Genomic DNA, 24395 nt, shown 5'->3' on the forward strand with positions numbered 1-24395 from the left:
CCCAAGAAGCCAAAACAAAAGAAGAAAGCAAAAAACCCACCACACCCCAACAACCCAGCAAGGACCCACACAAAACCCAACCAAAGAAACCACCCACCCCACCACCAAAGAAACGCAAACGACAAAACCCCACCACCAGCACCCGGCCACCGAAAGGATTCTCCAACCACAACAACCACACCCCCCAATGGGTCAAAGACCTCCAAAACGACATCAAACAACAACAAACCACAAAAAAGGAAAAGAAAACCTCAGAAAAAGACCCCTTCCCCGAAGAACCACCGTTCTAGCTTGGCCCAACAAAAAACTTCAGGGCCCCTCCGTTTGGAGAGACCCTGAAGTATCTGGTGGGCGAAGGGGGACTTGAACCCCCACGTCCCGAAGGACACTGGCACCTGAAGCCAGCGCGTCTGCCATTCCGCCACTCGCCCGCGAATAGCGCCGCTGTGCGACTACACAAAGATAGCACGGTCGCGGGCGAATGCGTCAAATCTGCAGCGCAGTTGGCCTTTTTCGGTGTGCCCTCTGCAACGCCCCACCGTGGTGGACGTGTCTCAGGGGCACTGGGGCCCTTATACTGAAGTCATCTGTGAACGTCCGCGGTGGTCCTCCCCTACACGGGGAAACCTCGCGGGCGCGCATAGCTTAAAGAGTGCCGGCACAGCTCAGTTTCGCGAAAGGAGGACCAGACGCAATGGGAATAATGAGTAACTTAGCTCGTTTGGATTCTGCCCTCCAGCGCGGTCTGGACAATTCTTTTGCGGCGGTATTCGGTGGGAAAGTAGTCCCCGCTGAGATCGAGGAGTTGTTAAAACAAGAGGCTGAGGACAATGCTGTCCATACCTATGAAGGCTCAATTGAGGCACCCAACGTCTATATTGTCAGCGTCAGCGAAAAAGATTTGACGAATCTACGCCAACAGGCACCAGATTTGCCGGAATCCTTCGCAGACCGCATGACACGGCATTGCCGCAACCAAGGCTGGTCCCTCATGGGACCGCTCGTAGTGGAAATTGCAGCGGACCAAGGTCTAAAGACCGGGCAATTACGGGCCGAATCGGATAACGTTGCGGCACCTGACAAGCGCAGTGGTTTCCGGGTTCTGTCCCCTGAAACTTCAGTTTCGGAAGAGACTCCACTTGAGTCGACAGATAGTGCCCAAGAAAGTGAAGCTATGAACTCCTCAAACGAACCCTTCAACCAAATGAACCAAGACGAGCAAGACGCCAACACCGAACTTTTTGCTGGTGCCGAGCCAGACTCTGGGTCTTTGTACTCGCGGCTTAGTCAAGAAGGACAAGCTGAACAGGCAGACACCACCGGGCACAACCGTGGCCCTGCGGTGAGCTTATTGCTGCAGGATGGCTCTTCGCGCACTTACCACGTTCATGAAGGTTCCAATATCATTGGTCGTTCCACTGATGCCGATTTCCGGTTGCCAGATACCGGGGTGTCCCGCCAACACGCGGAGATCACCTGGGATGGTCAGGATGCAGTGCTAGTCGATCTGCACTCAACCAACGGCACAACCGTGAATGACACTCCGGTGGAGAACTGGTTACTCGCCGATGGCGATGTAATCACAGTTGGCCATTCCCATATCGAGGTGCGCATAATCGGCAGCAACGCGTACGACGCCCACTAGCGAGTTTTCGCCTTTAAGGAGGTCCCAGGCCCCATGGATTCTGTGGTGCTCATCGCCTTGAGGGCTGCGGTGCTGATTGTGCTGTGGCTCTTTGTGATCTACACGCTGCTGAGTCTGCGTCGGGACACCAATGCTGCCGCCATACAGCCCGCAGCCACTCCGGTAGCAACCCCTGCCGTAGCGGCCCCCACCCCCCGCGCGATACTGGGGCGTGGCGAAAAAGCACGCACCCTGCGCATCGTAGATGGTCCTCTGAATGGCTCGCATCTGGCGATCTCCACAATCGACTCAATAATCCTCGGCCGCAACCCGAACTGCGACTTTGTGTTGGGCGATGATTACTCCTCCGCCCGCCATGCCCGCCTCTTTAGGCGTGGGAATGAGTGGTTCATTGAAGACTTAGATTCCCGTAATGGGACGTGGGTAGATGGCTTCCGTATCGATGCGCCGGAAAAGGTCAGCACCGATAGTGAGATCAAGATTGGACGCACGACGGTGAGGTTGCTTCCGTGAACCTGAAATTAAATTATTCGGTGGCCTCGGATCGTGGTTTAGTTCGCGGCAACAATGAGGACTCCGCATATGCCGGCCCCCATCTCTTGGCCTTAGCTGATGGCATGGGCGGCCATGCCGCCGGTGAAGTCGCTAGCCAGTTGATGATCACCCACCTGCAAAAACTTGATGCAGACCCCGGGGATAACGACATGGCTGCGCTGCTCGCGGGAGTAGCGGATGACGCCAACCGCGCGATTGCCCAAGGGGTACGCGAGCATCCCGAAACTGATGGGATGGGCACCACCCTTACTGCCTTGATGTTCAATGGCCACGAACTGGCTTTATGCCATGTCGGCGACTCGCGCGGCTACCGCCTCCGCGCAGGTGAACTAGAACAGATCACCACCGACGACACCTTCGTGCAATCCCTAGTCAACGAAGGGCGCCTCGACCCCGAGGAAGTATCCACCCACCCGCAGCGCTCCTTGATTTTGAAGGCCTACACCGGCCGCCCAGTCGAACCCACCCTGCGCAGCTTGGATGCCCAAGTGGGTGACCGCTTATTGCTGTGCTCGGATGGGCTATCCGATCCGGTGACACACTCCACCATCGAATCATGTTTGGCTGAGGGCACCCCAGCTAGCTCCGCGCAACGGCTCATTGACCTCGCGTTGCGTTCGGGTGGCCCAGACAATGTGACTGTCATCGTGGCCGATATCGTCAACGGTGATAGCTCCGAAGGTCCCGCTTTACCGACGATTCCGGCCACTGCTGGTGCGCTCAATGATGAAACCGATGCCCCGCACCCGGATACCGCAGCGGGCCGCGCCGCATCCTTAACTCGCCGTCCCCAAACCATCACCCCCGATGGCCAGGTACATACCCAGCCCCTAGGCGATGAATCTACCCAGCCCCCGGCTGGCACACCCGCACCTGAAAATGGGGCCGGGCAGCGTAGAAAATGGGTGGCGACTGTCAGTCTGCTGGCGGTGCTCTTGGTGCTGGCGGGTTTAAGCTTCGGTGCCCGACATTTTGTTAAGTCCAACTACTACATCGCTGTGAACGAGCGCGATGAATTAGTCATCGAAAATGGGGTCGAGTATTCCCTCCTCGGGCATGACCTGCACAGCACCTATCAAGCAGCGTGCTTAAGCGAACGCGGCGATGTGCAGCTTGGCGAACCCACAGATGGTGAGGACACCACCCCAGCACCAGCGGGCCACTCCTGCACCCGCTTCCGTTTACAGGACCTCCCCGAGTCCGCTCGTGGCCAGGTTACCGAGGGGCTCCCCAGCGGATCCTATGAGGAAGTCACCCAGCAGCTTCGCGCCTTGGCTGAGGAAGCGTTGCCGCCTTGTATCACCTCCAGCTCCAAGAGCGAACCAGAGGAGCCCGCACCAGGCACCAAGGAAAAAGACACCAAGGAACCAGCGAAGGATAAAGCAAAGGAACACACCGGCGGCGATATACCGGGGGTTAATTGTCGGGAGGTGAAGTAATGGGATTCCTCAAGAACCTCGTTGCTCGCCGCACCGAAATGGCGCTGCTCATTTTCGCCACCATTGTGATGGCGCTACTGATGGTGAACCTGGAGTTATCCCAAGGGCATGCCATCACCACGGAAGTCGTGTGGCTGATCCTCGGCTATATCGGGGTTTTCACTATCGCGCACCTCGCCATGTGCTTCGCCGCCCCGCACGCAGATCAATATATTTTGCCGGTCGCGGCACTGCTTAATGGCATCGGGGTGGTCATGATCTACCGCCTTGACCTTGCGAAAGACCGCCACCTAGCAGAAAAACAGGTGCTCTGGACCCTCGTCGGAGTGGTGCTACTCATCGCGGTATTGCTGATCCTGCGGGATCACCAAGCCCTCACCCGCTACGCCTATTTGCTCGGCATCGTTGGCTTGGTGCTGCTGGCGTTGCCGCTGGTGTGGCCCTCCGCAATCAACTCCGATGCCCGCATCTGGATCTCCATCGGGCCCTTCTCAGTCCAGCCAGGCGAGTTCTCCAAAATCCTTTTATTGGTGTTCTTTGCCCAATTCTTGGTCAGCAAACGAGCCCTCTTCAATGTCGCTGGCTACCGCGTTCTTGGGTTGGAGTTTCCCCGCCTCCGCGACCTCGCACCCCTAGCCCTCATCTGGGGCTTCGCCATCCTCATTATGGCCGGCGCCAATGACTTCGGCCCGGCGCTACTGCTCTTCTCCACGGTGCTGGGGATGGTCTACCTCGCCTCCGGGCGTGGCTCCTGGTTGCTGATCGGTGCGGTGTTGGTGGCTGCCGGCGCGGTGGGGATCTACCACATCTCCGAGAAGATCCAGGTGCGGGTAGAAAACTTCATCAACCCGCTCAATAACTTCGACACCACCGGCTTCCAGCTTTCCCAAGCACTCTTCGGCATGAGCTGGGGTGGCATCACCGGCACCGGTATTGGTGAGGGCTATCCCCAACAAGTTCCGGTCGCCGAATCAGACTTCATTCTGGCCGCCATCGGCGAGGAACTAGGGCTCATCGGGCTGTCCGCCGTGCTCATTCTCTTCGCCATCTTGGTGTCCCGAGTGTTCCGCACCGCACTGACGGTCCGCGATTCCTTCGGCAAGCTACTCACCGCTGGGTTGGGATTAGCCATCACCATCCAGGTGTTTGTGGTGACAGCCGGCATTTCGGCACTCATGCCGATGACTGGTTTGACCACCCCGTTTATGTCCCAGGGTGGCTCCTCCCTCATGGCGAACTATATTCTGCTGGGCATTATCCTGCGGATCTCTGACTCCGCCCGCCAAGCCCGCCAAGCACGCCAGGCCCAGGCACCCCAGGCACCTCAAGCCATTACCCAGGGGCAGGTGCGTTAAATGAACCGCGCTATCCGTCTCACCGCGATTTTCTCGCTGCTGCTCACCCTCGTGCTCCTGGTGAACCTCACCATCGTCCACGCCTTCAAAGACGATGAGTACGCCCGCAACTCCCTCAACTCCCGCAATTATTTTGAGCTGAAGTCCATCCCCCGCGGCCAGATTTTCGCTGGCGGCAAGGTGCTGGCTAAGTCCGAGAAGCTTGATGATGGTTTCTACCACCGCTCCTACCCCACCACCCCAGAGGCCTATGGCCCGCTGGTGGGTTATATCTCGGATCAATATGGCGAGGCCGGCCTAGAGGCTGGCTATAACGGCATCCTCAATGGCACCGATGATGCCCTCTTCGCCCTGAAGTGGAAGGACATGCTGCTCGGCCGCGAGCACCGTGGCGCCAATATCGACACCACCATCATCCCGGCCGTCCAAGAAACCGCGTATAACGAGCTGACCCGCCACGGCTATAACGGCGCGGTGGTTGCCATTCGCCCCTCCACAGGCGAGATCCTAGCGCTGGCCTCCAGCCCCGGCTTTGACCCCAACCCCATTGTCAATAACGACACCGCCAAAGAGGCCTGGGCGCAGCTCACCGAAAACCCCAATAAGCCGCTTCTTAATACGGCCACCCAAGAAACCCTCCCCGCAGGCTCCATCTTCAAGATCATCACCACCACGGCCGGTATCGCCAAGGGCTACACCCCGCAATCCACCGTCACTGCGCAGAACCAGATCACCTTGCCGGGCACCAACACCACCTTGGAGAATTACAACGGCCAGCACTGCGGCACTGGTGGCGACACCACCACCTTGGCCACCGCTTTCGCATTGAGCTGTAATACCGCCTTCGTGGAAATGGGTATTGATGCTGGTGCCGATGAGTTCCGCAAAGCCGCGGAAGCCTATGGCATTGGTGAAAAATATGATCTTGGCATCCCCACCGCCGCCGGTGGCCTTGGCGATCTCCCCGATGATGCCGCCCTGGGACAAAGCAGCATCGGCCAACGTGATGTGAATATTTCGGTGCTGCAAGCTGCCGTTATGGCCGCCACGGTCGCCAATGAGGGCCGCCGCATGGAACCGCACCTGGTTGCCAAGATCACCGGCGCGGACCTCAAGGAGCTCAAGCGCTTTGATGCCAAGCAGCTCAAGCACGGCGTGGACCCAGAGGTCGCCCGCACCCTGAAGGAATTAATGCGCGATTCGGAACGCCACACCGCCGGTTATGCCGGCCAAGATATTGCTTCGAAAACCGGTACCGCCGAACACGGCGACCCCGACACCCCACCGCATACCTGGTATGTGGCCTTCGGCCCCAGCGAGCATGCTGATGTGGCCGTCGCCGTGGTGGTTAAAGATGGTGGCGGCCAGGGCGTGGGGGCCACCGGTGGTTCGGTGTCCGCCCCGATTGGGCGCGCTGTTATCGACGCTGCTTTGAAGGCCATGCGCTAATGTCCACACCCGGTAAAGGAGGCGAGCACCATGAATAACGAAGACATCACTGGCTTGGAGCGATTGCAGCCGCTCATCGGTGATGATTATCGCCTGCAATGGATTATTGGCCATGGCGGCATGTCCACCGTGTGGCTCGCCGATGATGTGGTGCATGACCGCGAAGTTGCCATCAAAATGTTGCGCCCGGAGTTCTCCGATAACCGCGAGTTCTTGGATCGTTTCCGCGGCGAGGCACAATCCGCCGCCCAAATCGCTTCCGCGAATGTCATCGAAACCTATGACTACCGCGAGATCCCCGACCCCGCCGGCCACACTTTTTGCTTCATCGTCATGGAGTACGTGCGCGGCGAAACCCTGGCGGACCTCCTTGCCCGCGAGGGTTCCCTCCCGGAGGATCTAGCCCTCGATGTCATGGAGCAAGCCGCCCACGGCCTCAGTGTGATCCACGGGATGGGCCTGGTCCACCGCGATATTAAGCCCGGTAATTTATTGATCACCCAAAACGGGCAGGTCAAAATCACCGACTTCGGCATCGCTAAAGCTGCCGCCGCAGTGCCCCTTACCCGCACCGGCATGGTGGTGGGTACCGCCCAATATGTCTCCCCAGAGCAGGCCCAGGGCCATACCGTCACCGCCGCCTCGGATGTGTATTCCCTCGGCGTGGTGGGTTATGAGATGCTCTCTGGCCGCCGCCCCTTTAGTGGTGATTCCACGGTGTCGGTGGCACTCGCACATATCAACCAGGCTCCCCCCGCGCTGAGTACCCGCATTAGCGCGCAGACCCGCGAGCTCATTGGTATTGCTCTGCGCAAGGACCCCAGCACGCGTTTCGCAGATGGCAATGAGCTTTCCCTGGCGGTGGCGGCGGTGCGTAGTGGAGCGCGTCCCCCGCAGCCCGCTACGGCCGCACTTCGCGCGCAGTCCCGCGAGCCTTCCCCTACGGCCAGTACCCAGGCCTTGGGCGCGGTCACCGAGGCCCGCACAGCTCAGCCGGAGTATGTGCCCACGGAAGCTGAACGTCGGCGGGCGGCCATGATTGCGCCTACCCGAGACCCGCTTCCCAGCCGCACCCAGGCCCGTGGCGGTGGCTCACGGCTGGGCTGGACACTCGTGATTGTGATTTTGCTGGGGATTGTGAGTGCCTTGGCCTGGATGTTGTACTCCAATGGGCAGCTCAGCACCGTGCTTCCCAGTACTACCCAGCAAAGCACCACGGTAGTACCCACCACCTCTGAGGCGCCGGAGGTCATTACCGAAACGGTGACACCCAGCGTGTTAACGGAAACGAGGACAGTATCGCGGGTACCGGAAACCACCTCAGAAATCCCAGTTGTTGAGGAGCCCAGCCCGGAAGTGCCGAGCAGTGTTCCTCCGAGTGTCCCGGAGGTGGTGAGCTCACCAGTGGTTTCGGAACCGGCTTCGCCGAGTGTTCCTGTGAGTTCTCCGCAGCCAAGTCAGGCTGGTTGAGGTGATCGTTAATGAAAAGGAAGATGCCCTGTGAGTTCGCTGATCGCTGATCGCTATGACCTCGGCGGCATTATTGGCCATGGCGGCATGTCTGAGGTGTATAGCGCTGAGGACACTCTCTTAGGCCGCGAAGTGGCCATTAAGATGCTGCGCCGCGATATGGCGGCGGATGAGAGCTTCCGCGAACGTTTCCGCCGCGAGGCCCAAAACTATGGTCGCCTGAACCATCCCTGCATTGTGTCGGTTTATGACACCGGCGATTATGAGATGGATGGCATTGCGGTGCCCTATATCGTGATGGAACGCGTCTATGGCCGCAACCTTCGCGATGTTGTGCGAGAAGATGGCCCGCTGGCCCCAGCTGATGCTGCCACCATGTTGGTATCGGTGTGCCATGCCCTGGAGGCTTCGCATGAGGCCGGCATTATTCACCGCGATGTGAAACCGGCCAACATCATGATCACCAACACCGGCGCGGTGAAGGTGATGGACTTCGGCATTGCCCGCGCTTTAGATGACGCCACCTCCGCAATGACCCAAACCCAGGCGGTCATCGGCACGGCGCAGTACCTTTCCCCAGAACAAGCCCGCGGCAAGTCCGCTGATGAACGCTCCGATGTTTATTCGCTGGGCTGTGTGCTCTACGAGGCAGTCACCGGGCATCCGCCCTTTACTGGGGAATCGCCCTTTTCGGTGGCTTTCCAACATGTGCAAGAAGACCCCACCCCACCTTCGGAGCACATTCCGGATTTAACCCCCACCGCTGCCTTAAATATTGATGCGGTGGTGCTCACCGCCATGGCTAAGCACCCGGCGGATCGCTATCAAAGCGCAGCGGAGATGGCTGCGGATTTGGAGCGCCTGGCGCGTAATGCGGTAACTCAAGCGGCCCGCACCTATGTGGTGGCCGAAGAGGAACTTCCCGCTGTAGTACCCAGCCCTGCCCCTAAGAAGCGCTCCAATTCGGTGCTCATTGCGCTAAGCATCATGCTGAGCGTGGGCATCATTGGGGTAGGTGGTGCGATGGCGTACCAATACTTTGATTGGGGTACCAGCCAAGAAAGCACCGTGATGGTGCCGGATCTTACGGGCCGCAGCCAACAAGAAGGCGTGCAGGCCTTAGAGGATCTGGGGTTGCGGGTGGACATTATTGATGAGCCCAGCCCGGATGTTCCGCGCGGCACGATTATTCGCACCAACCCGGCAGCGGGGTCTTCCTTGCAGGAAGGCACGTCGGTGCGGCTGACGGTATCTTCTGGCAAGGAGATTATTGAGGTTCCTGATATTAAGGAAAAGACCCCGGAGGAGGCCCGCCATATCTTGGATGAGGCCGGTCTGGAGTTGGATCAGAATGTGAAGGAAGAAGCTTCGGACACTATTCCGCGAGGTCAGATTGTTAGCCAGCAGCCCACTGCTGGTTCGCAGATCTCTAAGGGTTCGAAGGTGAGCATCACTATGTCTAGTGGTGTGGAAGAAGTTCGGGTGCCCTCGATTACCGGGATGCGCTGGGAGGAAGCGGATGCGACCTTGCGTTCCCTTGGGTTTATTCCGCAGCAGCAGGTCGTGCATGATCGTCAGCCCGCTGGGGTGGTGACTGCCTGTGAGGTCTCAGATACCTATCAGGCGAAGGGATCCACGATTATTGTGCAGGTTTCTGATGGTGCGTTGATTCCGGCGCCGGATCTGCGGAACCTGAATTCCCGGGATGCGCTGCGCAAGCTGCATGATTCTGGTTGGGAAGGCCCAGATGATCGCATGCATGTGGGGCCGATCGTGGAGACCGGGAATTTGGTGCAGCGTGGTTTAGTGGCTGAGCAAGTGCCTGCCCCGGGCGAGGATCTTGCTAAGGATGGCGTGGTTGTGCTGCGCTATTACGAGTTCAACCTGAATGCCTTTAATCCTGGCGCGCCGCGGCCCTAACACCCTGCTAGAATCAATGCACCCCCTATAACTAACGAGGAAGTCATGCCTAAGTCTAAGATCACGCAGAGCTCAACCCCGCAGTTCACGAGCAGTACGCAGCGTGCCCCCGTCAAGATCAACGCTGATGGCACGCCCATGTGGTACAAGATCTTGATGTTCGGCTTCATCGTTGCTGGTTTGCTGTGGCTGGTGGTGAACTATCTAGCCGGCCCGCAGATTCCGCTGATGGTGCAATTAGGTCCCTGGAACTATGCCGTTGGTTTTGGCGGTGTGGTGATTGGGTTATTGATGACCATGGGTTGGCGTTAAAGAAGCTTTCCTCGGGGGTTATTGCTCGGCTTGTGTGCACAAGCCGAGTTTTTTTATCCACAGGGTGGGGATAACTCTGTGGATGAAGAGTATTCACAGCGGTTTCCACAGCCTGTGGATAAGTGTGTTCACGCTTATCACAGGGGGTAAAGCTGTTCGAATGATGGCCGAAAGCGCTGGTGAGCGTGGGGGTGTGGGTCTACGTTTTCGGAGAATTACAAGAACGTAGTTATCCACAGTGTGGATAACTTATGTGGATAACTCGGGCCCTGTGTACAACTAGGCGTGGTTATCCTCAGCCCTTGTGAAGAGAAATATTTGTGCTTGGTTTAGCGCACGATCTCGGGGGAAGCACTGGGCGACCAACCGAGGTTGAAGCATTGGAAGAGGATCGCAGCGAGGATGAGAATGCTCAGCGCGGCGAGATAGGTTCTGGGGTTGCGGCGGGTCAGGGCGGCGACCAGGAGGCAGCCGGTGAGTGCACCGCCGAGGTGGCCCCAGAGCGAGACGGAGCTGTCGATGAAGGTGTAGGCGATGTTGACCAGCAGGAGGGTTAGGGGGGCGCGGAGGTCGGCTTTAGTGATGGCGGCGAGGCCGACGAGGACGACCATGAGGGCGTAGACCGCGCCGGATGCGCCGGCGGTGGGGGTGGTGGGGGCCATCCAGAGGATGGCAGCGGAGCTGCCGAGGCCGCCGATGAGGAAGAGGGCGGCGAAGAGGCGGTGGCCGTAGAAGCGCTCGAGCTCGCGGCCAATAAGCATGAGCAGGAAGAGGTTGACGAAGAGGTGGCTGATGCTTAAGTGCAGGAAGATGGCGCTCAGTGCGCGCAGCGGGCCGAAGGGGTCGCTGGGGATGGCTACGCCGTAGAGGATGGCGTGATCGCCGATGCGGGAGTCGTGGAGGGAGTGTTGGAAGCTGCGGGATTCGATGGCGGTGGCGAGCCAGAGGAGGCAGGCGATGGCGGCGAAACTGAGGGTGGCGGGGGCGTCGTGGGACCAGCGGCGGAACCAGGCGGTGAGGGCGTCCATGGGGATTAAGTGTGGCACGGGCGGCGGGACGCATAAGAAAAATGACACCTATGCGGAAAGGGGACTACCCCCAAGTGTGTGAGAAACGCCCACCCCCTTGGGTGTGGGGATGGGCGTGGGGAGAGGTTGGTGCGAAGGGCTATTCGCTGATCTCGATGCTTTCGATGACCACCGGTTCGAGCGGGCGGTCGGCGCGGTCGGTGGGGGTGCTGGCGATGGCGTCGACGACCTTGCGGGACTCCGGGTCGGTGACTTCACCGAAGATGGTGTGGCGCATGTTGAGGTGCGGGGTGGGGGCCACGGTGATGAAGAATTGGGAGCCGTTGGTGGCGGGGCCGGCGTTGGCCATGGCCAGCAGGTAGGCGCGGTCGAAGCGCAGCTCAGGGTGGAATTCATCGGCGAATTTGTAGCCCGGGCCGCCGGTACCGGTGCCGGTGGGGTCGCCGCCTTGGATCATGAAGCCATCGATGACGCGGTGGAAGATGCTGCCATCGTAGAAGGGGCCTTCGTTGGTGTTGCTGGCGTTGGCAGCGGTGTAGTTCTTGGTGCCCTTGGCAAGGCCCACGAAGTTGTCGACGGTCTCGGGGGCGTGGTTGCCGAAAAGCTCGATGATGATGTCGCCACGGTTGGTGTGCATCGTCGCGGTTGCGGTCTTCATAGTCATAGGGGCCATTCTAAGCGCTACTCTGGTTTGTGACAGTGAACCTAGGCGCGCTGTGCCTAAAAATGTAGGAGGACTACAGAATGAATCCAGCCACCATCAAGATGGCGATGAGTGGAGCGAAAACCGCTTACTCGAAATTCCAAGACTATAAGCAGCGCCGCACTGCCGAAGCCTATGATGCTCTGGCAGAGGCCGCTAGCACGGTCACGGATGAGCTGAAGGGCAGCGACGTGGGTGCGGTTGCCGCCACTGCCCGCAAGCGCCTAGAGAAGGCGAAAGAAGAAGCCGAAAAGAAGCGCAAGGAATTGGGTAAGGAAGCTGGAAAGCAAACCCGCCAAGCGAAGAAGAAGGCTGCGAAGGTCCGCAAGGAAGCCGCTAAGAGCGCCGCGAAGGCTAAGGCCAAGGCCGAAAAGAAGCTGGGCCGGAAGAAGCGCAGCAGTGCGGCGAAGACCCTCGGCATTGGTGCTGTGGTTGCCATGCTGCTGGCAGCCGCCGCCTACTTCCTTGGCCTGTTTGGCGGCAAGAAGACCAAGCCACGCACCAATCCCCCGCGCGTCGATGAGCTCGATAATGAGCCGAAGCTGGTGTACTCCACCACCACCCCGGAAGGTGAAGAACCTGGTGCGGGCGTCAGTGAAGAAGATGATGATCTGCTCAAGCGCCTGGAAGAACAGCTCACCCAGATGAAGGATGAGGCTGCTGAGAAGGTCGGGGAATTCAAGGATGTGGCCGCAGAAAAGGCCGCTGGTTTGAAGGAAGCTGCTGCTGAGAAGGCCGCCAAGGCTGGCGAGAAGGCCGGCGAACTGAAGAATGCGGCAGCGGAAAAGGCTGCTGGTCTCAAGGGCGCCGCCGCGGAGAAGCTCGACGAGGCCAAGGAGAAGGCCGCGGATGTTGCTGACGAGGCTGCCGACAAAGCCGCTGAGGTGAAAGACGCTGCCGCTGAGAAGGCTGAAGAAGTCAAGGACAAGGCTGCAGACGTTGCGGACGATGCGGCTGAGAAGGCTGCTGAAGTAAAGGACGCTGCTGCGGGGAAGCTCGACGAAGCCAAGGATAAGGCTGAGGACGTTGCGGACGATGCGGCTGAGAAGGCTGCTGAAGTAAAGGACGCTGCTGCGGAGAAGCTCGACGAAGCCAAGGACAAGGCTGAGGACGTTGCCGATGACGCGGCTGAGAAGGCTGAAGGGCTAAAGGACAAGGCTGCCGATAAGGCCGCTGACGTTAAGGATGAGCAGGACAACGACATCCCTACCCCGAAGGACGTTGCTGAGCATGCCCCTAAGCACGCTCTTCGTCCCAGCGATGATGATGCCCGCGTCAAGGAACTCGACGAACTCGACCCGGAGGCCGACAAGAACTAAATTCTTGAAGCCCTAGTAGGTAGGAGACCCCCCACGAGGGTTTCCTACCTACTTTTTTATGTGCACCACCTCATCGGCAACCGCCTGAATAGCCGTGCCGGCGGAGAGGATCACGGTGGTGTTCTGGCAGTATTTACGCCGCTTAGCAATCGCACGCGCCACGTTCACTGCGGTCACAGAATCCAGGGAGGAGGTGGGGTCGACCAGCACGAGGATCTCTGGTTCTACCAGGAGCGCTCGCGCTAGGGCGAGGCGTTGGCGTTGGCCACCGGAGAGGTTGGTGGCACCGTCTTGGAGTTCAAGATCGAGCAGTTCGCAGCTATCACCAGCGAGTTCGCCAAGGCCCACGTCTTGAAGGGCTTGTAGGGCGCGGGCTTCTTCTTCACTGTCTCGCGTAGAAGTGGAGTTGGCGCGCCCAGCTAAGCAATCGCCTACCGTTCCAGCGAAGAGAGCGGGATGCCGGGTCTCGGAAAGGGCAATGCTGCGCAAAGCATCAAGGTCGAGTTCTTGGATGGGTTGGCCGCGCACAAATATTTTTTCCGTTGATTCATTGGGGTTGACGAGGTCGCTAATGATGCTGGTGGCCAGACCTGGTGGGCAGGTAATGGCGGTGAACAGGCCTTCGTGAGCGGCCCAGTTGGTGGTGGATAGTGCGGGGATGGTGGGGTGTGCGGCGGGGAGTTCGCGGCCGGCGGGGGCTGGGAGGGGGTCGGAGATGCGTACGACTCGGCGGGTGGAGGCGCGGATATCTGCGAGGGCCAGTGGCACGGTGGCTAGGCCGCTGAGTGGTTCTGCGACGAATTGTGCGAGGCCGACGACGGTGACGAGTTCGCCGACGCTGATATCGCCGTTGATGGCGCGATAACCTGCGGCGATGCCGACAATGGCGATGAAGGCGACGTGTGCGAAATCGCCGATCCCGATGAAGCGGCCATTGGCCCAGGCTAAGGATTCGGCGCGTTGGCGGGCGTATTGGGAGGCGTGGGCGTAGTAGTCGGAGGCGGGGCGGCCCCCTGCGACACCGGCGATGGGGCGTAGGCCGCGGGCGAGATCCGTGAGGCGGGCGGTGGCTTCGGCGAGGGCTTTTTGGTGTGCTTCGCCGCGGCGGACCAAGCTGCCGGAGAGAAGTTGGAGGATGGCCAGCAGCACTACCGCGCCGATGATCACACCTAAGCCCAAGGGCCAGTCGATCAGCGCTAAGGCGATGGCGCAGTAGAGCAGGCCCACGGTGGCAGATAGCGCGAAGGGGGCGAAGCCGACCGCGTCGGTGGTTTCGGGAACATCCTCGCCGACCACGGTGGGTAGTTCATCCATGGGTAAGGCGGGTTGTTCTTCGGCGGTGCGGGGTGCGGGGTTGGTGCGGGCGATAACGCGCTGGGTGATGTCTGCTCGAAGTTCATGGCGGCTGCGGAATTCGCGGGTGCGTAGCAGGACCGCACCGGTGCGCCAGGCATAGGAAACGGTGGCGATGTTTAAGGCCAGGGCGCCCACGCCGAGGGCGAGGACGCGCCAATCATCGGAGCCGAGTACGGAGTCGGCGAGTTTGCCGAGCACAATGGCAACAGTGGCTTCGGCGACTTGGTAGACACATAACAAGAGGGTGCCCACCACAATGGCGCCGCGGTTTTTGCGCAGCATGCCGAAGAAGTAGGTGCGGGCAGCGCTGCGGTGTGTTGGGGTCCGGCTCGGGGTGCTCATGCTTGGGTCCTTCCGTTACCGCTCCCGCTACCGCTGCCGCTCCAGGCGTGCCAGAGTTCGGCGTAGAGGCCCTGGCGTGCCAGCAGCTGCTCGTGCGGGCCAGCTTCCGCGACCTTGCCATCGGCGAGCACCAGCACGGAATCCGCGGCAGCGGCTTGGCTAAGGCGATGCGCCACCACCAACGCGGTGCGACCAGCAATCGCCGCGGTGGAAGCCGCCATGAGGTCAGCATCTTCGGCGGCGGTTTCATCCAACACCACCACCGCTGCTGGGGACAGGCGGATGCGCGCCAGCGCCACCCTTTGGATGATCTCTGGGGCGGCAGCTAAACCCCCGGATCCCACCTTGGTATCCAAACCATCGGGAAGAGAATCCAGCCAGGGTTGGGCACCCACCAGGTTCAGGGCATAGCGGCACTCATCATCAGTGGCACGGGGGTTGGCGAGCAGTAGGTTTTCCCGCAGCGTGCCGGCAAAAAGGTGGGTTTCTTGAGAGGCCACCGCCACTAAACCAATGCGTTCTGCGGGACTAAGTTCGCTCAGCTCACGGCCGGCAATGTGGATGCTGCCGGCACCTTCATGCGGCAACATCCCGGATAAAATACCGGCCACAGTGGACTTCCCGGCCCCGGACTCCCCCACCAATGCAACCGTGTGACCAGCAGGAATATCCATATCCACCCCAGCTAGGCCCATCCGGCCATCGGGGTAATTGTGGTGCAGGTTGCGGATGTGGATATCTACTTCTTGGTCGGGTAGAAGCTGCGGGTCCACATGCAGTGGGGGTCGCCCACCGGTGATGCTTATTAGCCCAACAATGCGGGTCAGTGCCGCGCCGGAGCGTTGAATTTCATCAAAGGAATGCAGGATGCGCCCCACGGGGCTAAACATGCGGTGGAAAATAATTAAAGCCGCCGCCACATCACCGACTTGTACCTGCCCGCCGCGAATCAGCAGCCAACCAATCACGGTAATGGAGGCCAACCCCGTAAATTCCGCCGCATTTTCGCGTTGAATAAGTCCGGAGACAATGCGGAAAACCCGGATGGAAGTATCCCGCGCCCGAAGGGAAGCATCTTGGGTGGTTGCGCGGCGCTGCTCGGTGAGGTGGTGCGAGCGCACCGTATCGCGGCCATCCACCGAAGCCATCAGGTGCCCCAGCAATTCGGCTTCATAGCGGCGTTGGCGGCGATAAAGGTGCGCTGAGCGCGCCAAATACCAGCGCAGCGCCCACACATAGACCGGCGCGGCCACTAATCCCGCTAAGGCCAGGCGCCAATCTAAGGTGGCGATGCCAAAGGCCCCGGTAAGCACCAGCACCGCGGCCCCTAAAATCCCTGGGACTTCATCAAAAACGCCGCCCACTAGTACCGCTACATCAGCGCCCACTCGCCCAATCACATCCCCACGCCCGGCGCGTTCCACCCGACCTGGGGGAATGCTCAGCACACTGGCCACCGCCCGCTCCCTCAAAGTGGCTAACAGCCGCGCGATTAAGGTACTGAGCATCCCGTGCGCAAGCATCGCTAGCACCCCCGCGATTACCGCCGCTACCAGGGAGAACCCCAGGATGCGCAGCAGTCCGGTGGAGTCTTCCCCGGCGGAGACAATATTGATGACATCACGCAAAAGCAGCACCGGAATCAGCGATGCGGCCGAAGCAATAAAGGTCAAGGTCAGGGCGATAATGCCATGAAGCTTATGGTTTTTGAGGATCCCGAAGACTTCTGCGGTTGCTTCCCGAGCGCGTGCTATCGGCAGCAGGGTTTCTGCGGCAAGGCGATCTTCCTCCCTAGACGACGGTGGTTCTTGGGAACGGGAGATTGTGTCTTCTGATGGGGGCACCAAGCCACACCTCTTTCTAAGCGCGACCCGCAGACTAACTGGGGGTCACGCTATCGAGAGGGAGGAAGATTAGTCAAACCTAAGTAATACTAACCACAGCGCTGTGGTGGCGTTAGGAAATAGGCTCTGTAGTGCGCAAACCTTAGGTCGGTCCGGTAGGTGTTGGGGCGGGGGTAATTCCCCGTTTCAGGGGCGCACGGCGGTGTGGTGCTTCTTCGACACGCTAGGAGTTGCTTAGGAAGGCCAATAGTCCAGGCGACGCATCCAGATGGCTGATAGGGCAATGCCGATAAGTGCTGCGAGCATGGACCATTGCACCGAAAAGGCAGTGGCGATAACACCACCAAGGATGAAGCCTGGGACTTCACCACTTAAGGCAATGGTTCTTTCGGTGGCGGAGATATCGCCGATCATGTGCTCCGGGGAGCATTGTTGTTTGGCGGTATTGAAAAGCACCACGCAGAGTACGACGAAGAGCCCAAAGAAGAAGTCCGCCAGCGATACCACTGCGATGGCGATGCCACGGTGGGTGGTGTACTGCGCCAGCAACATCACCGCGATGCTCAGCGCCGGGAAGGTAATAGCTAGGCGATAGTAGCCGCGGGCGTGGTGTTCGATGAACTTTAAGCTGGCGAAGGTTGCACCTAGCAGACCACCAATGGCTGCGGAAACACCGACGATGGATACCTCCCAGGCCTCGAAATTCAGGACGCGAACGCAGTAGACAACAAATACCGCTTGGGAGATTGAGCTGAAGAAATTGAAGTGCAGGGAGGTAAGAGAAAGGGAGCGTAGGAAGGAATTCCCGCAAATGAATTTCAGGCCGCTGGAAGCTGATTGGAGCATATCGGCGCTGTTGTCGGCGGATTCAGCTTGTGGGGTGTGCTGTTTGTGCTTCGGGATAATCAACACAATCAGCGCGCAGATAATGGCGAAAGCGAAACTTACGCAGGCCATCAGGATGGTGGCGGTGAAGGTGAAGATGGTGGCTAAAAAGCCGGTGAGGCCCACACCGCCGAGCTCTGATAAGACCCCTGCGGTGCGAAGCAAAGAGTTCGTGCGGTTGAGTGCGTTATTGCTGCGCTCCACGAATTCGAGGATCGCTGCGTTGATCCCAGCCTCATTTAATAGGGAAGCTATTCCCATGATGAAGAGCGCTATGTAGAGCACCGGAAATGATGGCTTTGTCATCAGCGAGACAGCCATCATCACGGCAGCAAGGAGCCTCAGCACATTGGAGAGGGTGATGGAGCGAGCCCCACTTAACCTATCGACAAAACGCGCCACGAGCAGCCCAAACACTAAGGCCGCGGCAGATTCGGTGAGGTTCAGCAGCGCTACCTGCATGGGGGAAGCGTTGAAGATGGCCAGTGCGATTAAGGGTGCTGCGAAGAATGCGATCTGTAACCCGATGGAACCCCAAAACTCAGCACCAGTGAGGAAAAGAATCGGGCGGAAGCGTCTAGTACTGAGCATGTGTGAATCCGGTGTGAGTCTGGGGATGGGGGTTGTGGTTGTAGGCGGGGAGATTTCTCTTGATGGGGTTTTGCCCAACGTGTCAGGCCATGGCCGAGCTGACTGATATCGGTAAAGAGATTATCTTCAAGTTAGTTATCACACAATCGAATATGGACTAACTCCGCCAAACCCCAATGTCAGGGGATATGTGGTGCAGGCAGGTATATCGCTGTTAGATCGGCTGTGTTAGCAGCGGAAACATTGCGAACAGGATGCTCTGAAGGGGTTGTGAAGTCCGGGATATTCATCGCGCAGGACTGCACTATCACGTTAAATGCCTTAGAATTGCTCTCAAAACGAATACTTCAGCAATTACGAAGGAGGTCGCTAATGACAGAATTTCAAGCTTCTGAGCCTCGCAGCTGGGTACGTATATGGGCAGTTTTGGTAGCAGGAACGCTTCTGGGTTCGTCTATCGTTCCTGTATTGACCTGGAAACTTAGCCATAGCTCTGGTTGGGCGGGCGCCTTCGAACATGGCCGGGAGACGATATGGAGCATCGGCATTCCCACAGTCATCGCTCAGACTGTAGTTCTCGGAGTCATCGTACTGATCCTTTTCGTTAAGAAGAGAAAGACGGCCTAGGGTTTTTCGGCCAGGGTTCACGCGGGTGAGCCACGTCCTGTATTCACACCGGTCTTGCCAAGCGATATCTACGATTAGGGTAGAACTGAACGTGGATCACTCGCGCGGTGGCGATGCACCTAACCGCCACTCGTAATAATCACCGGTCCTGAGCTGGCAGCGGTGTATACGGCACATGCTGTTGTACTTCTCCAGGTCCGCTATTTCCGAGAGGTTCACTGCTGCTTGGTCAAGCGGACTGACGCCTCCGGCGCGGTTTCTCTCGACTATCCCGCCTCTCTAGCTCGATTGTTCCCATCTCTTTCAACATCGAGACTTTGCGGCCATCGGGATCGAAGAATACCGGGATGCCGCTTGGCCCCTTTTAGTACAAAAAGGGGATCAGACTCCTGGCCAAGGACATGAGTGAAGGCGTCTATGCTACAACCAGAAGGAAAAGGATTACGGACATGGAAAGCGGTCAATAGGCGTTCGACCTGCAATCGAGGCGGGTCCAGCTATATCTAAACCTCGTTCACGCCTTTTCATCTCGACTCTCCATAGTTCGCGCCGATAGAACAAAGCAACCGGATACGCCACTAGACTCCCTGTTCACGACCGAAATATCCTCGAATGAGGCTAATGAACCAGCTTCTCCGGGAACATGCTCGGCGACACCTAGCCTAACCGTCGGAAACCCTCCCGCAATAGCTGCGCGCAGTCCCGCCAAGGAGTCCTCGAATACTAGGGTCCTTTCCGGTTCCAGGCCAAGGACCCGAGCTCCAATCAGAAAGCCTTCTGGATCGGGCTTACCTGCTTTCACGTCTTCGGCTGTCACCAGAGTCGCGGGTATCGGTAGATTCGCTGCCGCTAACCTATTCTGCGCAAGGTCACGGGTCGCAGACGTTACTACCCCCCATCGATAACGCTTCATCTGCTCAACAACTTCATGGGCGCCAGGACACGCTTTGATTCCGTCAGTAGTTGTTTCCTCCAGCGCAACAATCCGTTCCGTCTCCATCCTGGCTTCGGTCGTATTCCCTAGAAATTTCCGCACCGTATGTTCCGTAGGCCGACCATGCGCATAATTTATTACCTCTTCGAAGTTAAGGCTGTATTTGGAACTAAAGGCTTTCCAGGTAGATTCCACGAGCGCACTCGAATCGACTAGCGTGCCGTCCATATCGAATAGGCAACCATCAAAGGATTGCGAAAACATATAGTTCTCCTCTGGGAATTATTTTCTGTTGCTAGGTAGTCCTTTTGCGCTAGTTGCTAGAGCTGATCATGGTAGACATCGTATTCGTTCTCAAGGAAGCTCGTTGCACCTGAAGCCCAGCTCCCAAAAAGAGGTACGGTGAACCTTTCACCGACACTTGCATACGGCAGGTGTAGGTAGACAGACATGGCAGGGATCCACCGTGTTGTACCGGTCATCATGCATATGGATTTGACCCACCGAATCGGGCTATCGGCATCTGGGGGTATCCAGGCAGGCGTGCGCTTGTTTTCAGCCTCCGATACCGATGGGAATTGAGTAAGATCGACAGCTTCAGAGCCTAATTCCCGGGCCGTGGCCCAAATGAATTGTGCTTCATCGTAAACACAGGATGCGTACCGTTCGACTCCCTCAGCGATGCTAAGCAGGCGCGCATCCTCCTGGTTGAACGCGCCTCCCGCTCCATCTATGGTTCCCCAAGTGCTGGCGCCTCTCGTAGAATTATGAACTCCATCCAATACAGCTGCCAGGTTTCCGACGCTAGCAGCATAGATCATCATCCGGCTATCTCCGTCGGCTCCTGGAAGCTCCATGGTGCCGCCCAAGATCCCTGTACGTCCCACCAGTCGGTTGAGACTCTGTTTGGATGTCTCACTGAATTTCATTGTTTTACTTATCATCGGTGGGTGTCCCATCTGAATCCTCGCCAAGCTAAAAGCGCGATCACGGCGGCCCACACCACGCTTACTGCGGAGCCTTGGATAATTGGGTGAACTAATTCGGTGCCTACAAGACTATGGCGCAGCATGTCGCCAATATAGGTCCAGGGGAGGAAAAGGCCGATGGTTTCAACAATTGAAGGCATGAGCCGATAGGGCATAGCTAGCCCGCATAAGAATAGGACCCCGACAGGTAAAAAGCCTCCTAGTGCGCCGACGAGACCTGGGCTGTCGGTACTCGCCCCGATGAGCAAACCCAGCGGCAGTGTCGTCACAACGCAGAGCAGCGTTGCCCATAACAACAGCGCAGGGGAAGTTAATGCTAGTGACCCGGAAACCACTGCGATGATGAAGATGAGGCAGAAGACCGCCGCAATTACAGCCACCCGGGCAGGGATCTGCGCCCAAAGATACTGCGACCGCGTAATTGGGGTCATCCCTAAACTCCGCAGTACGCCGTCTTTGCGGAGCTGGGCCATTGGGGCAGCGGTGCCCGAGAGCCCCAGGGAGAGAGCCGAAAAAATCAGCACTGCTGGAAGGCCGAATGCCAGGGCACTGATGGTCCCACCGGCTTCGGGAAGATCTGGGAGTGCTAGGAACATGAACACAAAGGTGAGGGGAAACAGGATTCCCAGCCCGGTTACCAGTGGATCGCGTAGTAGCTCTTTAAAACTGGCAATGGACAGAGCACGGAATTGCTTCATTAGTTCTCCTCGTTAATAGACGGGGTCAGTTCCTTGCCGACTAGGCGGAAGAACACATCACCTAAGGATGGGCCAACGGATTTAATGCGCTCTGCATGCAAATTTTTTGATAGACGAATCGCCGCTTGGGTGCGGGCGGTATCTGCGGTTACTAACCTGACGTTGGTGGAGCGCCCCACCTGCTTGGCGGATGCCCATAGGACCCCGGGCAAGTCATTAAGTGCGGCGGTATCTACTGGGTCAGTGGTCTTAAAAGAGATGCTTCCTTCACCTGCGTATTGATCTAATAGGGCATCGACTTTGCCGGTACCTGCGATCTTTCCGCCGTCCATAATGACGATTCGGTCGCATAACGCTTCGGCTTCATCCATCATCTGCGTGGCCATGAGCACCGCGCCTTGACCAGCGCGTTGCCGGATTACATCCCAGACCAGTTCACGGGCGACGGGGTCGAGGCCAACGGTTGGTTCATCAAATGCGACGATCTCGGTATTGCCGATTAGCGCTAGGGCTAAGCGCACGCGTTGCTGCTGGCCACCGGAGAGCGTTTTGATTCTTGCCCGGCTTTTTGAGTCCAGCTCTACGAGCTTGAGGATTTCATCTACTTCATGCGGGTGTGGATAAAAAGAGGCCCATAGTTCCAGGCACTCTCTAACAGACAAGTGCTTGAATAAGGAGGATCCCTGGGGCTGAATACTTATCTGCTTAGCGGATTGTTCACGCTGGTTCACCGGCGAGAGGCCGCATACTTCAATAGAGCCCTCATCTAGGTGGCGAGCACCCATGATCGACTCGATGAGGGTAGTTTTCCCGGCGCCATTAGTGCCAAGAATGCCCACAGTTTCCCCGGGAAAGACCTCAAGGTCAACCCCAGCCAAGGCAGTTAACTTCTCGTAGCGTTTGACTGCTCCTGAGACCCGAATAAGCGGTTCTCTTTTAGCTGTAGTCATAAACTCTCCTTACAATCTGGATATGTGGAATGCCGGAGACGGAGCACTTCTGCGAGAAGTGCCTCGTCACGAGGTGAAACGCCGAGCCGATTTGATGTGAGATGTAGGTGGTTGAACAGTCGAGGGTCTGCTGCATGGGTAGGTAACAACTAGATTGGCTAGTATCACTGGTGCTGGCCGGAAGGAGTTGTTATGCCCAAAAGGTACCCTAAGGAGTTTCGTGACGATGTGATCCGGGTTGCGTTAGCTCGTGATCGGGACGTCCCGCTGGCTCAGATTGCGGAAGATTTTGGGATTCATGTAGGCACCTTGGATAAGTGGTTACGCCAAGAACGCATCGATAACGGTGAGCAAGAAGGTGTCAGCCGCAAAGAATCTCAAGAACTACGCCAGCTGCGGCGTCGTAATCGCTTACTCGAGCAGGAAAACGAGGTGCTGCGGCGAGCAGCAGCATATTTATCGCAGGCAAATCTGCCGGGAAAAGGGTCTTCCCGCTCGTAAAACAGCTGGCGTCAGAAGGTATTCCTGTGACGTTAACGTGCCGGGTGTTAAAGCTGTGTCGGGCCCAGTATTACCGCTGGCTAGCCCAGCCGGTCACCGAGTCTGACAAGGTGCGTAAACAGCGCGTGGCGGCGTTGCGGGCGGCTCACGCCGATGACCCTCAGGGGTTACCGCTACTTGCGTGATGAGGCTGAAGCAGCCGGTGTCGTGATGTGTGAGCGTACTGCCTGGCGGTTGTGTTCACAGCAGCAGTTGTGGTCCTCTTATGGGAAGAAGCGGGGGAAAAACGGCAAACGCCCAAGCACCCCGGTCCATGATGACCATCTTGCCCATACTGATGCTCACGGGGTAACTCGTCACGACTTTATTAACGCCGCTACCGGCATCAACCAAGTGTGGTTGACCGATATCACCGAGCACCACACCGGGGAAGGCAAGCTGTATTTTTGTGCGATCAAAGACGCTTTTTCTAACCGGATTATTGGATATGCCGCAGGCGCGCACATGAGTGCCTCGTTAGCAGTCAGCGCGTTAAACACCGCGGTAGCCCGCCGACACATCCACGGAAATAGCGTTGCTGGTTGTATCGTCCACTCTGATAGAGGCTCACAGTTTCGGTCAAAGCATTACCTTCGCGCCCTGACCAGTTATCACCTGACTGGGTCGATAGGCAGAGTCGCAGCTGCTGGTGATAATGACGCTGTGGAATCATTTTTCTCCCTGCTCCAGCGCAACGTCCTCAACACGAAAACCTGGGCTTCCCGCGAGGACCTAACCATCGCAATCATCACGTGGATTGAACACCGCTACCATCGCCGTCGCAGGCAAAAACGTCTCGATCGGCTCACTCCGATTGAGTATGAAACAATCAACACGAACACAGCCATAAAGGCTGCATAGAACTGTCACCTAAACGTGCAGCAGACCCTTTTGTGATCGGTTTCTAGTAGGGCTTGGCCGTATACGGTGACGGTGTCGTTGACGGTATGCCAATCACATCCCAGTTCAGTGGCTACTTCGCTTACGGTGCGGCCACAGCCGACTTGTTTGGTTGCCCATTTCGCTGCCCGGGTTGTTAGCTTCGCATTAACCGATGCGATTCTTTTGTCCTGGTTAGTCCAAGTGGTTACCTGGCAGTCAGGGTTCGGGCAGTACAACCGGTGTTTACGCCACAGCAATGACATGGGCCGGCCGAATACCGGTAGGTCGATATAACGCACCTTCGGGCGGTCTTTGATATACGCACGATCCCCGCACTGCTCACACCGAGGATCATCAAGGGCCTGCTCAATTTCGATTGCCTGAGATGGACCGGTGCGGTGGTAGGCCAAGACGTTGATGTCTTTTAAAACTAACCAAATACCGAAGAATCGCGGTAGGCTCGCAGGTGGTGAAGGTTGTTTTTTGTTTATTGCTCACACTCTAAGCATGAACCACCTTCACCCCTTTTTATGCATGACACCCCGCCAGAATCCGAAGAGCC

At 57.9% G+C, this 24395-nt stretch carries 20 protein-coding genes, 1 tRNA gene and 1 pseudogene; 11 read left to right on the plus strand and 11 right to left on the minus strand.

Features of this window, described 5'->3' with window-relative positions; all coding sequences use genetic code 11:
• Positions 1 to 290, plus strand: a 290-nt coding sequence (locus tag BMZ01_RS11280) for a hypothetical protein (RefSeq protein WP_177180163.1), incomplete at its 5' end; no start/stop codon positions are given.
• A 55-nt stretch (positions 291 to 345) separates the two neighbouring features.
• Here BMZ01_RS11280 and BMZ01_RS10765 read toward each other — a convergent pair.
• Positions 346 to 431 (minus strand) — tRNA-Leu (locus BMZ01_RS10765).
• Between the two features lie 263 nt (positions 432 to 694).
• Here BMZ01_RS10765 and BMZ01_RS10770 point away from each other — a divergent pair.
• Genes BMZ01_RS10770 through crgA form a run of 8 tightly spaced genes read left to right on the plus strand, consistent with a single transcriptional unit; the run spans position 695 to position 10145 of the window.
• The gene (locus tag BMZ01_RS10770; RefSeq protein WP_092287271.1) at positions 695 to 1645 is read left to right on the plus strand and encodes an FHA domain-containing protein; all 951 of its coding nucleotides are present in this window, start codon (positions 695 to 697) and stop codon (positions 1643 to 1645) included.
• Positions 1646 to 1678: 33 nt separating this feature from the next.
• Positions 1679 to 2158, plus strand: a complete 480-nt coding sequence (locus BMZ01_RS10775) for an FHA domain-containing protein FhaB/FipA (RefSeq protein WP_092287273.1) — start codon at positions 1679 to 1681, stop codon at positions 2156 to 2158.
• A complete protein-coding gene (locus BMZ01_RS10780; protein WP_092287275.1) occupies positions 2155 to 3639 on the plus strand; it encodes a PP2C family protein-serine/threonine phosphatase in 1485 nt (494 codons plus the stop codon). Before BMZ01_RS10775 ends, BMZ01_RS10780 begins: the two co-directional genes overlap by 4 nt.
• The gene (locus BMZ01_RS10785; RefSeq protein ID WP_092287277.1) at positions 3639 to 4994 is read left to right on the plus strand and encodes an FtsW/RodA/SpoVE family cell cycle protein; all 1356 of its coding nucleotides are present in this window, start codon (positions 3639 to 3641) and stop codon (positions 4992 to 4994) included. Before BMZ01_RS10780 ends, BMZ01_RS10785 begins: the two co-directional genes overlap by 1 nt.
• On the plus strand, positions 4995 to 6443 hold the full coding sequence (locus BMZ01_RS10790; protein WP_092287279.1) for a penicillin-binding transpeptidase domain-containing protein: 1449 nt from the start codon (positions 4995 to 4997) through the stop codon (positions 6441 to 6443).
• Positions 6444 to 6473: 30 nt separating this feature from the next.
• On the plus strand, positions 6474 to 7913 hold the full coding sequence (locus BMZ01_RS10795) for a protein kinase domain-containing protein (RefSeq protein WP_092287281.1): 1440 nt from the start codon (positions 6474 to 6476) through the stop codon (positions 7911 to 7913).
• Positions 7914 to 7943: 30 nt separating this feature from the next.
• Entirely contained in the window at positions 7944 to 9833 is a 1890-nt protein-coding gene (pknB, locus tag BMZ01_RS10800) for a Stk1 family PASTA domain-containing Ser/Thr kinase (protein WP_092287283.1), read from the plus strand.
• A gap of 45 nt (positions 9834 to 9878) precedes the next feature.
• Positions 9879 to 10145: a cell division protein CrgA gene (crgA, locus tag BMZ01_RS10805; RefSeq protein ID WP_092287285.1), complete on the plus strand. Its 267-nt coding sequence runs from the start codon at positions 9879 to 9881 to the stop codon at positions 10143 to 10145.
• A gap of 329 nt (positions 10146 to 10474) precedes the next feature.
• Here the strand turns inward: crgA and BMZ01_RS10810 are convergent, their stop codons facing one another.
• Complete coding sequence (locus tag BMZ01_RS10810) at positions 10475 to 11173, minus strand: rhomboid family intramembrane serine protease (protein WP_092287306.1); 699 nt, start codon at positions 11171 to 11173, stop codon at positions 10475 to 10477.
• 139 nt (positions 11174 to 11312) lie between these two features.
• The gene (locus BMZ01_RS10815; RefSeq protein ID WP_092287286.1) at positions 11313 to 11837 is read right to left on the minus strand and encodes a peptidylprolyl isomerase; all 525 of its coding nucleotides are present in this window, start codon (positions 11835 to 11837) and stop codon (positions 11313 to 11315) included.
• An 80-nt stretch (positions 11838 to 11917) separates the two neighbouring features.
• Here BMZ01_RS10815 and BMZ01_RS10820 point away from each other — a divergent pair, with 80 nt between their 5' ends.
• A complete protein-coding gene (locus BMZ01_RS10820; RefSeq protein ID WP_092287288.1) occupies positions 11918 to 13195 on the plus strand; it encodes a hypothetical protein in 1278 nt (425 codons plus the stop codon).
• Positions 13196 to 13243: 48 nt separating this feature from the next.
• On the opposite strand, the gene BMZ01_RS10825 is transcribed toward BMZ01_RS10820, so the two are convergent.
• The 7 genes from BMZ01_RS10825 to BMZ01_RS10860 form a co-directional block, all read right to left on the minus strand.
• Positions 13244 to 14893, minus strand: a complete 1650-nt coding sequence (locus BMZ01_RS10825) for an ATP-binding cassette domain-containing protein (RefSeq protein ID WP_092287290.1) — start codon at positions 14891 to 14893, stop codon at positions 13244 to 13246.
• Positions 14890 to 16737: an ABC transporter ATP-binding protein gene (locus BMZ01_RS10830; protein WP_218140959.1), complete on the minus strand. Its 1848-nt coding sequence runs from the start codon at positions 16735 to 16737 to the stop codon at positions 14890 to 14892. Before BMZ01_RS10830 ends, BMZ01_RS10825 begins: the two co-directional genes overlap by 4 nt.
• 234 nt (positions 16738 to 16971) lie before the next feature.
• Positions 16972 to 18213: an MFS transporter gene (locus BMZ01_RS10835; RefSeq protein ID WP_092287292.1), complete on the minus strand. Its 1242-nt coding sequence runs from the start codon at positions 18211 to 18213 to the stop codon at positions 16972 to 16974.
• Positions 18214 to 19354: 1141 nt separating this feature from the next.
• Positions 19355 to 20038: an HAD-IA family hydrolase gene (locus BMZ01_RS10845; protein ID WP_092287296.1), complete on the minus strand. Its 684-nt coding sequence runs from the start codon at positions 20036 to 20038 to the stop codon at positions 19355 to 19357.
• 56 nt (positions 20039 to 20094) lie between these two features.
• Positions 20095 to 20733, minus strand: coding sequence for a YcaO-like family protein (locus tag BMZ01_RS11580; protein ID WP_092287298.1), 639 nt, complete (start codon positions 20731 to 20733; stop codon positions 20095 to 20097).
• Complete coding sequence (locus BMZ01_RS10855; RefSeq protein ID WP_092287300.1) at positions 20715 to 21461, minus strand: ABC transporter permease; 747 nt, start codon at positions 21459 to 21461, stop codon at positions 20715 to 20717. The genes BMZ01_RS11580 and BMZ01_RS10855 overlap by 19 nt, the downstream gene beginning before the upstream one ends.
• Positions 21461 to 22411, minus strand: a complete 951-nt coding sequence (locus BMZ01_RS10860) for an ABC transporter ATP-binding protein (RefSeq protein ID WP_092287302.1) — start codon at positions 22409 to 22411, stop codon at positions 21461 to 21463. Before BMZ01_RS10860 ends, BMZ01_RS10855 begins: the two co-directional genes overlap by 1 nt.
• Before the next feature lie 192 nt (positions 22412 to 22603).
• Between BMZ01_RS10860 and BMZ01_RS10865 the strand changes: the two are divergent.
• Positions 22604 to 23812: pseudogene (locus BMZ01_RS10865) on the plus strand (IS3 family transposase).
• A 5-nt stretch (positions 23813 to 23817) separates the two neighbouring features.
• Here BMZ01_RS10865 and BMZ01_RS10870 read toward each other — a convergent pair.
• Positions 23818 to 24243, minus strand: coding sequence for a transposase family protein (locus tag BMZ01_RS10870; protein ID WP_092287304.1), 426 nt, complete (start codon positions 24241 to 24243; stop codon positions 23818 to 23820).
• Positions 24244 to 24395: the final 152 nt, after the last annotated feature.

Source organism: Corynebacterium spheniscorum (assembly GCF_900113445.1).
GTDB classification, from domain to species: domain Bacteria; phylum Actinomycetota; class Actinomycetes; order Mycobacteriales; family Mycobacteriaceae; genus Corynebacterium; species Corynebacterium spheniscorum.